The organism is Variovorax sp. YR634, assembly GCF_900106655.1.
Classification (GTDB): Bacteria; Pseudomonadota; Gammaproteobacteria; order Burkholderiales; family Burkholderiaceae_C; genus Variovorax.
Genome location: NZ_FNOL01000011.1, coordinates 130,926 through 145,947, shown reverse-complemented (window position 1 = coordinate 145,947; position 15,022 = coordinate 130,926). Strand labels below are relative to the sequence as shown.

The following is a 15,022-nucleotide window of genomic DNA, read 5'->3' as shown; positions in this document are numbered from 1 at the left end:
GCTACTTGGCCTTCTTCACTTCGCCGACCGACAGCCGGCGGCGTGCCCGCAACTGCAGGCCGGCGTACGACACGGCCGCGCCCAGCAGCGCAAGCACGAGCACCAGCCCGGCCAGCATCAGCGGGCTGCGCGACAGGTGCCACTGCACCCAGGCGATCGGAGGCAGGCGGCCAACGTAGTAGGTGTCGCCGCCGAGCACGCTGTTGACCTGCGTGTCGCGCACGATCGTCATGCTGCCCTGCACGCTCTTGAGCAGGTCGGGCGTCATCAGCGCGTTGAGCAGCGCCTCCTTCGAGTCGGGGCCGGTGATGGCGGCAATCACGCTGCGGCCGCTGCGCAGCGGCGATTCGAAGCCGGCCAGCACGGCGTCACGGCCGTCGCTGCTCACCGCGATCTGCATCGAGCCGGGCAGGTCCTGGCGCGTGCGGGCGCCGATCACGAAGTTGACGGCGTTGTCGATCCAGCTGTCGAGCTTGAGCTCGGGCGCGGCGCCGTTGCGCTTGAGCGGCATCTTGCCGGCCCATTGCGTGAACAGCGGCTGGCTCTGCAGGTTGCCGATGACGAGCAGGTCCTTGTCGGCCCACTGAGCGGCCTCCGCCGAGCGGCCCACCTTCACGCGCAGCGCGGGGTAGCCGGTGGAGCGGCCGATCTGGCCGAGCAGGCCGAGGTAGGTCTCGGTGTCGGTGTCGTTGGGTTGGTCCGGAAGAATGACGGCCGTCTCGGACAGGTCGGCCATGCGCGAGAACGGGAAGCCGCCGTTGGCGTAGGCCGCCAGTTCTGGCATGGCAATGAAGTGCGGGAAGCCCGACACGTCGATGCTGGAGGTCGGGTCGATCGAGCCGCGCACGTTGTCCAGCTGCGGTACGCAGCGCCCGCCCACGGGCTCGAAGTAGTAGTGCAGGCGCAACTGGCTGCGCGGGCCCATGGCCAGCGGCGGCAGGATCACTTCCCGGCGCTCGGCCAGCGTGCCGTCGGGCATCAGCTTCACGGCCAGCGGGTTCCACCAGCTGTCGCCGGCCGGGTTGGCCGAGCGCAGCGGCAACCCGCCCACGAAGTTGTCGTTGACGTTGACGTTCAGCGTCGACTGGTCGGGCCGCACGCGCGGCGTGTAGCGGTATTGCAGGTCGAGCGGAATGCCGCGGCTGCGCCAGGTGAAGAGGTCGGGCGGCAGCTGCAGGTTGATGCGGACCACGTCGGGGTTGTAGCCAGTCACCGACAGGTTGGCGGCCGTCGCCAGTTCGCCCAGCTGCAGCGCGCGGTCGCTCGGAATCCAGCGCGGCGCGTCGTAGGGCTTGCGCGCCGGCGGTTCCTGGAAGGCGGTGACCGCCGCTGTCGCGCCCGCGAAGGCCTTGCTGTTCAGCGCCAGCGCCGCGGCGGCGGTGCGCAGTTCGTCCGGGGTGCGACCCATCACCAGCAGCAGCTTGCCGGTGGCGTCGCGCGGGTTGTCGACCACCGCCAGCCCCGGGCCCTGGATGGCGGGCAGCGCGAGGCCTGCAATGGCCGACTCCGGCGTGACGAACACCACCACGTGGCCGGTGGGCAGTTCGCCGCTGGACACGGGGAAGGTCGCGCCGCGGTAGTCGGTCAGCGCGCCGAACCACGACGACACGACACCGGCCGCTTCGAGCACAGGGCCCGTGGCGGCGGCGCCGAAGACGAAGGGAATGCGTGCGCGCCGCACGTCGCGGCGGTCGAAAAATGGCTGAGGCAGCGCGGCCAGGTCATTCGCGAGCTTCAGCGGCGCCACCGTCAGCTTCAGCGAACTGGAGGCGTCGATGCGCGCCCACAGGCTGGTGTGGGCCGGGTCTTCGCACTCGCGCGTGTAATGGCCGACGAGCTCGACGTTGATGCGGTTGAACTCGGTGATCAGGCGGCGGTCGATCGGAATGTCGGCCGTCTGCGGCCGGCCTGCTTCGGCGCGGGTTACCGCCAGCGTGGCCACCAGCACGTCGTTGACCGTGACCTTGAGGTGCGACAGCTCGGGAATCAGCGAGGGTGAATACGCGTAGTTCAGCTTGAACGAGGCGGCCGTGACCAGCTCGTCGGCGCGCACGTTGAACGGAATGCCGACGGTGCCGCTGACACCGCGCAGCTGCACGGCGTAGTCGATGCCCAATTGCGTGAGGTTCAGTTCGCGCACGGTTGCACTGGCTGCCGCCGATGCGGTTGCCGGGGCACTGGTCGCCGGCTGCGCCACGGCGCCGCCGGCGGCAGTGAAGGCGATCGCAAGCAGGACGGCGCTGGCGGCGAACGAGGGCGAGGCTGCGCGGGCAAGGGACGCGTCGCGGCGATGCGCGCGCAGGGTGAACGTCACGTGGATTCCTTCGCTTTGGCAGGACGCAGCCGCGAGGTGGCTGCACGGTAGTAGTGGCTGAACATGTCGCGAAAGCCGGTGCCGCTGATGCTGATGAGGTGGCCGAGCACGCGGTGGATCGGCACGCGCGGATGGTTGCCCCAGCGGGCGGCCCAGATGTCGGCGCGCGCGGTCGTGCACTGCACGAGTGCGCGCTCCTGCGCGAAGCTCATCGGCGCGAAGCGCAGGCCCAGGCGCTTGCCGCTGCTGAAGCGCACCGTGGAGGCAAAGCGCGACTCCTGGTCGTCGCGGTACAGCGCAACCACGACCGGGGTTTCCGCATCGAGCTTCATGTCCTGCGGCAGGTCTACGCCCAGGCCGCCGCTGGAGAAGTCGAAGGTATTGCAGCGCAGCGAGCGGCCGTCGGCGAAGTACAGCGTGGCCGGCAGCACGAGCTCCACGCGGTGCGCGCCGCGCAGCTGGCGCGACTCGTTGGCCGCCGCCACGCAGGCGCCCAGGATCATCATGTTGTAGATGGTCCAGGCCAGGTTGAGCCAGACGGTGGCGATGTTCTGCGGGTCGACCCAGCTCAGGCGCCACGCGCCCAGGCACACGCCCACGAAGTTCAGCGCCAGCAGCACCAGGCTGGCCTTGGCGATGGTGCTGTCGAAATACTCTTCCTGGATCAGGCCACCCTTGGCCGTCACGTTGAAGCTGCCGAGCTTGGGGTTGATGAGCGCCACCAGCGTCGGGCGGAAGATGTACCAGGCCAGCACCGCCTCGTACACCTCGTTCCACAGCAGGTAGCGAAAGCGCCCCTGGATGCGGCTGTTGGTCAGGTTGGCGTGCAGGATGTGAGGCAGCGCGAAGGCGAAGATCATCGACGCCGAGGCGTGGATCACGCTCGCGCCGAAGTACAGGTACGCCAGCGGCGCCGTCAGGTAGATGAGTCGCGGCAGGCCGTACAGGAAGTGCAGCATCGCATTCACGTAGCAAAGGCGCTGCGCCCAGTGCAGGCCGCGCCCGAACAGCGGGTTGTCGATGCGGAAGATCTGCGCCATGCCGCGCGCCCAGCGAATGCGCTGGCCCACGTGGCCCGAGAGGCTTTCGGTGGCCAGGCCGGCCGCCTGCGGCAGCGCCAGGTAGGCCGTGCTGTAGCCCAGGCGGTGCATCTTCAGTGCCGTGTGGGCGTCTTCCGTCACGGTCTCCACCGCGATGCCGCCGACTTCCTCGACGATGTTCCGGCGCAGCACCGCGCAGGAGCCGCAGAAGAATGTGGCGTTCCAGAGGTCGTTGCCGTCCTGGATCAGGCCGTAGAACAGCTCGCCTTCGTTGGGCACCGTGCCGAAGGTGTCGAGGTTGCGCTCGAACGGGTCGGCCGAGAAGAAATAGTGGGGCAACTGGACCATGCCCAGCTTCGGGTCGCGCCCGAACCAGCCCATGGCGATCTGCAGGAACGAGCGCGTGGGGATGTGGTCGCAGTCGAAGATCGCGACGAACTCGCCGGTGGTGTTCTTCAATGCGGCATTGATGTTGCCGGCCTTGGCGTGGCGGTTGTTGTCGCGCGTGACGTGGGTCACGCCGACCTGCTCGCAGAACACGCGGAACTCCTCGCGCCGGCCGTCGTCGAGCACGAAGATCTTGATCTTGTCGCGCGGCCAGTCGATCAGCTGCGCGGCCAGCACCGTGGAACGCACCACCGACAGCGCCTCGTTGTAGGTCGGGATGAGCAGGTCGATGGTCGGCCACTCGGCCGGGTCTTCCGGCAGCGGCACCGGCTTGCGCTCCAGCGGCCAGGCGGTCTGCACGTAGCCCAGCAGCAGAACCACGAAGGCGTACAGCTCGGCCACCAGCAGGCCCACGCCCAGCACCAGGTCGACCGGGTTGTCCATGAACATGGTCTCGGTCACGCGCCAGTAGGTGTAGCGCGAGGACACGACGACCGACAGGAAGATCAGCACCAGGCTGGCAAAGCGGCCGCGAAACCGGTTGGTAACGAGCGCCGCCAGGAAGATGCCCACCGACAGCACGATCTGCTGTTCCAGGGTCATGGGCGCGATGATCAGCGCGGGCAGCATCGTCAGGGCGACGATCCAGCCGAGGATGCGCACGGGCAGCAGGCGCAGGATGGCGGGTGCCGGCCGTGGCGCGGGCTGCTGCAGAGGGACAGACCGGGCGCTTTTCATCGGTTCGGCTCCAGGGTCCGCAGGGATGGGAAAGACGCGGCCTGCCGGCCGGTGTCGATGCGCTCGAGCAGCCGCTCGGCGCAGGAGGCGATGTCCTGGGTGGCCTGGCTCATCGGCGCATAGCGGTGCACCGGCGAGGCCGAGGCCAGTGCCTCGGGCACCGCCTGGTCCAGGTGAAGCACGCCCAGCAGTTCAGGGCGCAACCGCTGGCGCAGCATCTCGAAGACGTCGCTGTTGAGCCGCTTGCCCGGGTCGACCTGGTTCACCACGTAGCCGGTGCCGAGGTAGTCGGCGCGCGGCCGGCCGTACTTGTCGAGCATGCGCTCGATGATCGGCAGGGTGGCGAAGGAGCCGGCGTCCGCCAGCATCGTGACGATGCCGAAGTGGGCCGCGCGCAGCGCCTGCTGCAGGTACACCGAGGGGCCGGGCGGGGTGTCGAGCAGCACCAGCGTGTCGCCCGGCAGGCCGAAGCGCGCGAGCGTCTCGGCCAGCCAGCCGGGATTGCGGGCCAGCTGCTGCTCGAAGGCGATCTGGCGCTCGTCGTCGACGTCCCCGAAAGGCAGCAGCATGACGCCGGCATGGGCCTGTCGAATGGCGCGCGCCCACGGCATCAGGCCTGTGGCGGCCTCGACCAGTCCGCTGTCGCCGGCCTGCGGCTCGTTGGCGATGTGGAAGCGCAGGGCATTCTGCGGATCGAGGTCGATCGCCAGCACTTGCCGGCCGCGCTGGGCGAGTGCGCTGCAGAGGTTGGCGGCGATCGTGGTTTTGCCTACACCGCCCTTGGAGGAAATGACGGGGATGACAACCATCGTCACGTCGGCCTTCGCCAGCGCGACATGGGCCCTGACGCAGCAGCGGGCGGTTGTGGCCCGGCCAGACGCGCAAACAGCTGCTCGAGCGGCGTGAGCGCAGCGCTAGTGTCGTCGACGGCCGGCGTCACCAGTGGAGCGACGGGGGGCGCGACGGGCGCCAATGCGGGAGGTGGGGTGTACAGCACAGGTTCGCTGCGGGGAGCCGGCGCAGCGGCTGCCGGCGGGTGCACGATCCTCTGGCCCGACAGCAGCGGCCACACGCGGGGCGCTTCGGTCTCGTCCTCGGGCGGTGCGAATTCCTTGTAGCCGTTCGCATCGCCGCCGAACTTCCGGAACAGGCCTGCGATGTCTTCGGGTGTGGAGTCGTCGGCGCTCATGCAACCGCCTTCGACAACCGCAGATCGACACGGGGCCCTGCGGCCTGTGCGGTGGCTGGCTGCAGCGCCCGGACGCGCAGCGACGGGGGCATGCGCTGCGAATCGAACCAGGCCTGGTACGCGCCCTCGAAGAAGCCGACGCTCCAGTCCGAGGTTTCGGGGCCGAAGGCCATGGCGATCGGGCTGCAGGCGTGCGTGATGGCGACGCCGTCAGCGTCTTCGCTCAGGACCGTGAAGCCCCAGTCGATGCCGTCCCAGCGCGCATTGAACTGGTCCTGCAGGTCGCTGAGCGTCTGGCATGGCGGAACCGGCAGGGCTTGCGCGAGACGCTGGCCGATGCGGTAGAAGAGCTGCCGCAAATCCTCAGGCGGCAATCCGGCACTCAACTCGGCGGCCATGCCCCGGTTGAATTCCAGCCATTGCGCACTGCATGATTTCCTCTCGTAGTACGTCGCGCCTATGTCCATGTCGACGCATTCTCTGGCATCGATTAACTATTGACAACAAATGTGAACTTGTTGGCTTCTCCCGGGATGCGAGCTGTCTGAATTCGGGGACGGATTACCGTGAGATGCTCGATTTTGTTAACGGAAGCTGCATTTCCGGCGCCACTCAGGCGGATGGCACTTCGGTGTCGTTGACTGCGACGCCCTGGCTGAGGGCGGCGCGGCGGCTGTGCTTGACGGCGTACATGGCGGCATCTGCCTGCCGCAGGGCTTCCTCGGCAGAGGTGGTGCGCGGGTCGACCGCCACCACGCCGACGCTGGCGCCTGCGTAGTCGATCGTCATGCGCTTCAGCCGCAGCTCGCCGATGGTGTTTTCTGCCAGGCGGTCGGCCAGCGCCCGCGCCCCGGTGCGTGGCGATTCGCCCAGCGCGGGCCCCAGGCCGATCACCACGAACTCGTCGGAGCCGAAGCGCGCCAGCATGTCGCTTGCGCGCACCGAGTTCGCGAGCTGCTTTGCCATGGCCGCGAGGAATTCGTCGCCGATAGCGTGGCCGTGCGCGTCGTTGATCTTCTTGAAGTCGTCCAGGTCGACGAAACCGACCAGCACGCTCTGGCCGCTGCGCGCACCCTGCGCCAGCATGCGCTGCAGCGCGTCCACGAGCACGCGGCGGTTGGGCAGGCCGGTGAGGGCGTCGATGGCGGCGTGCGTGGCGAGTTCGGCATTGGCCTTCCTGAGCTTCTCGACCAGCAGTTCGCGCTCTACCTGCTGCCCGATCAGCCGCGCAAACAGCCGCAGCACTGGCTCCGCTTGTGGCGGCAAGGGCATTTGCTGTGCGCTGGCGGCGCACAGGGCGCCGAAGAGCTCGCCGCTGTCGGTTTTTACCGGGGCACTCACGCAGGTCTGAATGCCGAGCTCGTGGGCGGCATCGGCGTCGCCCCAGCAGCCGCCGGCGTCGTCGGTGTAGGTGCGGTCTTCTTCGAGGGCGTGCCGGCAGAGCGTGTTGGCCCAGGGCACGAAGGCTCCCTCGGGAATGGTCAGCAGCTCGCCGGTGTTGTGGGCGAAGAGGATGTGCTGGCGGCCCTTGTCCGGGTCGACGCTCACGAGGTAGGCCGACTCCAGCCCCGTGGCCGCCTCGAGCATTTCAAGCATCGGGCGGGCGAGGTCTTCCAGCGTCTTGGCGGAGGAGACGCAGTCGGATAGCTGTTCGATCAGGGATTCCATGGCCGACATTCTGAGGGGATAGGTTGTTTTCAGGAGGCCAGGGCTTCCATGAGTTCGGTCTCGATGGCCAGCTGGGTCTTCTGGCCCTGCAATTCGGGGCCGCTGATCAGGAAGGTGTCTTCCACCCGTTCGCCCAGCGTCGTCACCTTGGCGAGCTGCAGATTCAGGTGATGGCGCGCCAGCACCCGGGCCACCGAATACAGCAGGCCGGCGCGGTCGCTGGCCGAGATGTTGAGCAGCCAGCGCTGCGCCTTGTCGTCGGGCAGCAGGCTGATGCGCGGCTTGATCGGAAAACTGCGCACCCGGCGGGACACCCGGCCCATGCTGGGCGGGGGCAGGGCGCCGGCTTCGGTGAGCGTTTGCGCCAGGCCCGACTCGACCATGCTGATCAGGTCGCGGTAGTGGTCCGGCAGGAAGGTGGTCACCACCTGGAAGGTGTCGAGCGCGTAGCCGTTGCTCGTGGTGTGCACCTTGGCGTCGAGGATGCTGAAGGACGACTGGTCGAAGTAGCCGCAGATGCGCGCGAAAAGGTCGGGCTGGTCGGGCGTGTAGACGACCACCTGCAGGCCTTCGCCCACCGGCGACAGGTGCGCGCGCACGATGGGCGGTGCCTTCGGGTCGATCGGCACGTTGGGCGGCGGTACGAAGCGCGAGAGCTGCTTGGCGTGCCAGGCGATCTCGGTGGCGTCGTGGCGCATGAAGTAGCCGACGTCGAGCGTGTCCCACAGGGCCTTGTGCGCTTCGAAGCGCTGGGCGTGCAGGGCCAGCTGCACCAGCGCCTCGCGCTTGCGCGACTCGACTTCGGCGTCCGGGTCGGGCATGCGGCCGCCCAGCGCGCGCAGGGTGTAGCGGTACAGATCTTCGAGCAGCTTGCCCTTCCAGGCATTCCACACGCGCGGCGAGGTGCCGCGGATGTCGGCGATGGTCAGCAGGTAGAGCGCGGTCAGGTAGCGCTCGTTGCCCACGCGCTTGGCGAATGCGCCGATGACTTCGGGGTCGCTCAGGTCCTGCTTCTGGGCGACCTGGCTCATCACCAGGTGCTCGGCCACCAGGAATTCGATGAGCTTCGCGTCTTCGCGGGCAACGCCGTGCTGCTTGCAGAAGCGCTGCACGTCGCGTGCGCCCAGCATGGAATGGTCGCCGCCGCGGCCCTTGGCAATGTCATGGAAGAGGGCGGCCACGTACAGGATCCAGGGCTTGTCCCAGCCGGCTGCCAGCTGCGAGCAGAACGGGTACTCGTGCGCATGCTCGGCAATGAAGAAGCGCCGCACGTTGCGCAGCACCATCAGGATGTGCTGGTCCACCGTGTACACGTGGAACAGGTCGTGCTGCATCTGCCCCACGATGCTGCGGAACACCCGCAGGTAGCGCCCCAGCACCGAGGTCTGGTTCATCAGCCTGAAGGCATGCGTGATGCCGTAGGGCTGCAGCAGGATCCGCATGAAGGTCTCGTGGTTGACCGGGTCGTTGCGGAACTTGCTGTCCATGACGTGGCGCGCGTTGTAGAGCGCGCGCAGCGTGCGCGCCGACAGACCCTTCACGCCAATGGTCTTCTGGTACAGCAGGAAGGTTTCGAGCACCGCGTGCGGCTCGCGCTCGTAGAGGTCGTCGCTCGCAATCTCGATCAGGCCGGCGCGCTCGTAGAAGCGCTCGTTGACGGGCGTGTGCTGCTCGTCGCTCGGCTGCAGACGCTCGGAAATGTTGAGCAGCAGGATCTGGTTGAGCTGCGAGACCGCCTTGGCGGCCCAGTAGTAGCGCCGCATCAGCGCCTCGCTCGACTTGCGCTGCGATTCGCTTTCGTAGCCGAAGCTGGCTGCCACGGCGGTCTGTAGGTCGAACACCAGGCGGTCTTCGCGGCGGTTGGCAATCACGTGAAGCCGCGCGCGGATGAGCGAGAGCAGCGCTTCGTTGCGCTTGATCTGCTGCGCCTCGAAGGAGGTGGCCAGGCCGTTCTTGGCGAGGTCGTCCCAGCGGCTGCCGTAGCCGGCCGCCTTGGTCATCCAGAGGATGGTCTGCAGATCGCGCAGGCCGCCCGGTGACTCTTTGCAGTTGGGCTCCAGCGCGTAGGGCGTGTTGTCGTACTTCTGGTGTCGGTGCCGCATTTCCTGCGACTTGGCCACGAAGAAGGCTTGCGGGTCGATCGCGCGGGTGAAGCGGCGGCGAAAGGCCGTGAAGAGCTTCTTGTCGCCTGCGATCAGCCGCGCTTCGAGCAGCGAGGTCTGGACGGTGACGTCTTTCTCGGCCTCGGCCAGGCACTCATCGACCGTGCGCACGCTGGAGCCGATTTCCAGGCCCGCGTCCCAGCAATGGCCGATGAAAGCCTCGATGCGGGCGGGGTCGATGGCGTTTTCGTGGTCTTCGGGCGGCAGCAGCAGCAGCACGTCGACGTCGGAATACGGAAACAGCTCGCCGCGTCCGAAGCCGCCCACGGCGGCCAGGGAGAACGAGTCACCGAAGCCGGCGTCGCGCCACAGCGTGCAGAGCGTTTCGTCGGCCAGTGCCGAGAGCTGGCGCAGCACCGTGTGCACGCTGCGGGTAGGGGCGCGCGCGAAGCGCAGGGTGTCGAACAGGGCGAGCTTTTTCGCGCGATAGGCTTCGCGCAGCGTCGCCACGTCGATGTTGGCTGCTTCGATCACGGCGGGGAGACGCGTTGCCGCGTCAGGTCTTGGTCGAGGTGACGAAGGAGGGCAGCGGCGGGCTGCCTGCGGAGAGCGTCAGCACTTCGTAGCCGGTCTCGGTGACGAGCACCGTGTGCTCCCACTGGGCCGACAGCGAATGGTCGCGCGTGACGATGGTCCAGCCGTCGTACTGGCCGCCCTTGAAGTCTTCCTTCACGTCGCGCTTGCCGGCGTTGATCATCGGCTCGATGGTGAAGATCATGCCGGGCTTGAGTTCTTCCATGGTGCCCGGGCGGCCGTAGTGCAGCACCTGGGGTTCTTCGTGAAAGCGCTGGCCCACGCCGTGGCCGCAGAACTCGCGCACCACCGAGAAGCCCTGGCCTTCGGCGAACTTCTGGATCGCGTGGCCCACGTCGCCCAGGTGCGCGCCGGGGCGCACCTGCAGTATGCCGTGCCACATGGCTTCGAAGGTGATGCTGCACAGGCGCTTGGCTGCGATGGAGGCGTCGCCGATCACGTACATGCGGCTGTTGTCGCCGAACCAGCCGTCCTTGATGACGGTCACGTCGACGTTCATGATGTCGCCCTTCTTCAGGGGCTTGTCATTGGGAATGCCGTGGCACACCACGTGGTTCACCGAGGTGCACAGCGACTTCGGGTACGGGACGCTGCTCGCGCCCATGTATCCCACCGTGGCCGAAGTGGTGCCCTGCTTGACCATGTACTCGGCGGCGAGCCGGTCGACATCGTTGGTCGTGATGCCGGGCTTGATGAGGGGCGTGAGGTAATCCAGCACCTCGGAAGCCAGGCGGCAGGCGACCCGCATGGCTTCGATGCCCGCAGCGTCTTTGTAGTTAATGCTCATCCCCGAATTATCCCATTCGGCAAGCTAAAATTCCCGGCTAACGCGGATGGCCCCAGTCAGCGGCCATCTGCCTCGATTCCTTGATTTCCAACGCGGCCCCCGAGGCCCCATCGACCGTGACGCAGCCCGCACCTCAAGCCCTTCCCGTCGTAACCATGTTCGAGGGCGGCAGCGCGCTCAGCGACTTCCGCGCACGCCAGTTGCTGCCGAAGCTCCAGGCCATCGAGCCGCGCATCGAGGGCATTTCAGCCCGTTTCGTGCACCTCGTGGTCACCGATGCGCCGCTGGATTCAGCCGGCCGCGAGCGCTTTGCGGCGTTGCTGACCTACGGCGAACCCTTCGAGGCACCGGCCAAGGCGGGCACCTCGGTGGTGGTCACGCCCCGCCTGGGCACGGTGTCGCCCTGGGCCTCCAAGGCCACCGACATTGCCCATAACTGCGGCTTGGCCTTGCGCCGGGTCGAGCGCGTTACCCAGTACCACCTGAAGCTCAAGGCCCCGCTGATCGGCAAGGCCCCCGTGATCGAAGGCGACACGCTGGCCGCCGTGGCCGGCCCGCTGCACGACCGCATGACCGAATCGGTGCTGGCCACCGTCGATCAGGCCGCAAGCCTGTTCAGCGAGCTGCCTGCCCAACCGATGGCACAGGTCGACGTGCTGGCCGGCGGCCGTACGGCGCTGGTGGCAGCCAACACCGGTTTCGGCCTGGCGCTGGCCGAGGACGAGATCGACTACCTGGTCGATGCCTTCACCCGCCTGGGCCGCAACCCCAGCGACGTCGAACTGATGATGTTCGCGCAGGCCAACAGCGAGCACTGCCGCCACAAGATCTTCAACGCCGACTTCACCATCGACGGCAAGGCGCAGCCGCAAAGCCTGTTCTCGATGATCCGCCACACCGAGAAGCAGAACCCGCAGCACACGGTGATCGCCTATGCGGACAACGCCTCGGTCATGGAAGGCGCGACCATCGAGCGCTTCATTCCCGCCACCGGTTCGCAGAGCTATCAAAAAGATAGCGCCCTGAGCCATGTGCTGATGAAGGTCGAGACCCACAACCACCCGACCGCCATTTCGCCGTTCCCGGGCGCTTCGACCGGCGCAGGCGGCGAGATTCGCGACGAAGGCGCCACCGGCCGTGGCTCCAAGCCCAAGGCCGGCCTGACCGGCTTCACCGTGTCCAAGCTCTGGCCTGAAGAGGGCCACTACGGCAAGCCCGAGCACATCGCCAGCCCGCTGCAGATCATGACCGAGGGCCCGCTGGGCGGCGCCGCGTTCAACAACGAGTTCGGCCGTCCCAACCTGCTGGGCTACTTCCGCGAATACGAGCAGACCGTGGCGAGCGACCTCGACACCGTGCAGCGCGGCTATCACAAGCCCATCATGATCGCGGGCGGCTTGGGGCAAATCGACGCCACGCAGACCAAGAAGATCCGCTTCCCGGCCGGCTCGCTGCTGATCCAGCTCGGCGGCCCCGGCATGCGCATCGGCATGGGCGGCAGTGCCGCCAGCTCGATGGCAACCGGCGCCAATGCGGCCGAGCTCGACTTCGACTCGGTGCAGCGTGGCAATCCCGAAATCGAGCGCCGTGCGCAAGAGGTCATCAATCACTGCTGGCAGCAGGGCGCGGCCAACCCGATCCTGGCGATCCACGACGTGGGCGCCGGCGGCCTGAGCAACGCCTTCCCCGAGCTGACCAACGACGCCGGCCGTGGCGCGCGCTTCGACCTGCGCGCCGTGCCGCTTGAAGAGTCGGGCATGGCGCCGAAGGAAATCTGGTGCAACGAAAGCCAGGAGCGCTACGTGCTGGCCATCGCGCCGGAATCGCTCGACCAGTTCAAGGCCTTCTGCGAGCGCGAGCGCTGCCCGTTCTCGGTGGTCGGCGTGGCAACCGAAGAACGCCAGCTGCTGGTGGCCGACGAGGGCGCACAGGTGCAGCCGGTCGACATGCCCATGGACGTGCTGCTCGGCAAGCCGCCGAAGATGCACCGCGACGTCAAGACAGTGGCCCGCAGCTTCAAGCCGCTCGACCTCACGGGCGTCGACCTGCAGAAGGCCGCCATCGACGTGCTCGCGAATCCGACCGTGGCTTCGAAGCGCTTTCTCATCACCATCGGCGACCGCACCGTTGGCGGCCTGAGCCACCGCGACCAGATGGTCGGCCCGTGGCAGGTGCCCGTGGCCGACTGCGCCGTGACGCTGGCCGACTACAAGGGCTTTGCCGGGGAAGCCATGAGCATGGGCGAGCGCACGCCGCTGGCCGCGCTCGACGCGCCGGCCTCGGGCCGCATGGCGGTGGCCGAGGCCATCACCAACCTGCTGGCCGCGCCTATCGAACTCTCGCGCGTCAAGCTGTCGGCCAACTGGATGGCCGCCTGTGGCGAGCCCGGCGAAGACGCCGCGCTGTACGAGACCGTCAAGGCCGTTGGCCTGGAGCTGTGCCCGGCGCTCGGCGTGTCGATTCCGGTCGGCAAGGATTCGCTATCGATGCGCACGCAATGGAAGGACGGCGCGGAGGCCAAGAAGGTCACCTCGCCCGTGAGCCTGATCGTCACCGCCTTCGCTTCGCTGGCCGACGTGCGCGGCACGCTCACGCCGCAGCTCGACGCCGAAGAAGCCGACACCACGCTGGTGCTGATCGACCTGGGCCAGGGCAAGCACCGCATGGCCGGCAGCATCCTCGCGCAGACGCTGGGCCAGAGCGGTGACACCGTGCCTGACCTCGACGACCCGGCGCAGCTCGTGGCGCTGGTCAATGCCGTGAACGCGCTGCGCGCCGACGGCAAGATCCTCGCGATGCACGACCGCAGCGACGGCGGCCTGTTCGCCACAGCCTGCGAAATGGCCTTTGCGGGCCACGTTGGCGTGGCGCTGAACGTCGACATGCTGGTCACCGAAGGCGACGGCATTTCCGACAGCCGGATGGAAACCGGCGACGCCAAGAACTGGGCACAGCAGGTCAGCGCGCGGCGCGAAGAACTCACGCTCAAGGCGCTGTTCAACGAAGAGCTGGGCATGGTGCTGCAGGTGCGCACCGCCGAGCGCAACGACGTCATGCAAGTGCTGCGCGCTCACGGCCTCAGCACGCACAGCCACTTCATCGGCAAGACGCGCCCCGCCAGCTCCGCCATGGATGCGGGCAAGGGCAAGGTCGAAGTCTGGCGCGATGCCAAGTCGGTGTTCAGCGCGAGCCTGCACGACCTGCAGCAGGTGTGGGACTCGGTCAGCTGGAAGATCGCCCGCGAGCGCGACAACCCAGCCTGTGCCGATGCCGAGCACGCCGCAGCCGGCGTGCCGAGCGATCCGGGTATGCATGTGTTCCTGCCGAATGCGCAGCCTGCCGCGCCGGCCATCCTGCAGTCGCGCCCCAAGGTCGCCATCCTGCGCGAGCAGGGCGTCAACTCGCACGTCGAGATGGCCTACGCCTTCACCGAAGCCGGCTTCGAAGCCTTCGACGTCCACATGACCGACCTGCAGACGGGCAGGGCGGACCTCGCCAACTTCAAGGGCGTGGTCGCCTGCGGCGGCTTCAGCTACGGCGACACACTGGGCGCTGGCATCGGCTGGGCGCGCAGCATCACCTTCAACCCGAAGCTGGCCGAGCAGTTCAAGACCTTCTTCGGCCGCACCGACACCTTCGGCCTGGGCGTGTGCAACGGCTGCCAGATGTTCGCCGAGCTGGCCGACATCATTCCCGGCGCCGAGGCCTGGCCGCGCTTCACCACCAACCAAAGCGAGCGTTTCGAGGCGCGCCTGTCGATGGTCGAAGTGCTCGAATCGCCGAGCATCTTCTTCGCGGGCATGGCCGGCAGCCGCCTGCCGATCGCGGTGGCACACGGCGAGGGCTATGCCAACTTCAAGCACCGTGGCGACGCCGCCAAGGCCATCGGCGCGATGCGCTTCGTGGACAACCACGGCCAGCCCACCGAGCAGTACCCGTTCAACCCCAACGGCAGCGCCAACGGCCTGACTTCGGTGACGACGCCTGATGGCCGCTTCACCGCGGTGATGCCGCACCCGGAACGCGTGTTCCGCAACATCCAGATGAGCTGGACCTCGGGCGACAGGAGCGAGCTGAGCCCGTGGATGCAGATCTGGCGCAACGCGCGCCGCTGGGTAGGCTGATCGACACAAACCCGCCACGCGGCGGGCAACAAAAAAGCGGCCCGCGGGCCGCTTTTTTCATGGGGCTGCAAGGCTCCGG

The 15,022-nt window shown here is 67.7% G+C and carries 9 protein-coding genes; 1 reads left to right on the top strand and 8 read right to left on the bottom strand.

The annotated features are described in order from the left end of the window. Position 1 precedes the first annotated feature (1 nt). The 8 genes from bcsB to map form a co-directional block, all read right to left on the bottom strand. Positions 2–2,314, bottom strand: coding sequence for a cellulose biosynthesis cyclic di-GMP-binding regulatory protein BcsB (gene bcsB, locus BLV60_RS19440; protein WP_093056913.1), 2,313 nt, complete (start codon positions 2,312–2,314; stop codon positions 2–4). Then, the gene (gene bcsA / locus BLV60_RS19435; RefSeq protein WP_093056912.1) at positions 2,311–4,479 is read right to left on the bottom strand and encodes a UDP-forming cellulose synthase catalytic subunit; all 2,169 of its coding nucleotides are present in this window, start codon (positions 4,477–4,479) and stop codon (positions 2,311–2,313) included. Before bcsA ends, bcsB begins: the two co-directional genes overlap by 4 nt. Next, positions 4,476–5,288 (bottom strand): cellulose biosynthesis protein BcsQ, encoded by an 813-nt coding sequence (gene bcsQ, locus BLV60_RS19430; RefSeq protein ID WP_176928837.1) that lies wholly within the window; start codon positions 5,286–5,288, stop codon positions 4,476–4,478. The genes bcsA and bcsQ overlap by 4 nt, the downstream gene beginning before the upstream one ends. Positions 5,289–5,290: 2 nt before the next feature. Then, complete coding sequence (gene bcsR, locus BLV60_RS19425) at positions 5,291–5,668, bottom strand: BcsR/BcsP family cellulose biosynthesis protein (RefSeq protein WP_093056910.1); 378 nt, start codon at positions 5,666–5,668, stop codon at positions 5,291–5,293. Beyond that, a complete protein-coding gene (gene bcsD / locus BLV60_RS19420) occupies positions 5,665–6,135 on the bottom strand; it encodes a cellulose biosynthesis protein BcsD (protein ID WP_093056909.1) in 471 nt (156 codons plus the stop codon). The genes bcsR and bcsD overlap by 4 nt, the downstream gene beginning before the upstream one ends. Positions 6,136–6,280: 145 nt before the next feature. Then, positions 6,281–7,336, bottom strand: a complete 1,056-nt coding sequence (locus tag BLV60_RS19415) for a sensor domain-containing diguanylate cyclase (protein WP_093056908.1) — start codon at positions 7,334–7,336, stop codon at positions 6,281–6,283. 29 nt (positions 7,337–7,365) lie between these two features. Next, on the bottom strand, positions 7,366–9,972 hold the full coding sequence (locus tag BLV60_RS19410; RefSeq protein ID WP_093056907.1) for a [protein-PII] uridylyltransferase: 2,607 nt from the start codon (positions 9,970–9,972) through the stop codon (positions 7,366–7,368). Between the two features lie 22 nt (positions 9,973–9,994). After that, the gene (gene map, locus BLV60_RS19405) at positions 9,995–10,819 is read right to left on the bottom strand and encodes a type I methionyl aminopeptidase (protein ID WP_093056906.1); all 825 of its coding nucleotides are present in this window, start codon (positions 10,817–10,819) and stop codon (positions 9,995–9,997) included. 155 nt (positions 10,820–10,974) lie between these two features. Here map and purL point away from each other — a divergent pair, with 155 nt between their 5' ends. Next, positions 10,975–14,943: a phosphoribosylformylglycinamidine synthase gene (gene purL, locus BLV60_RS19400; protein ID WP_093056905.1), complete on the top strand. Its 3,969-nt coding sequence runs from the start codon at positions 10,975–10,977 to the stop codon at positions 14,941–14,943. Positions 14,944–15,022 lie beyond the last annotated feature (79 nt).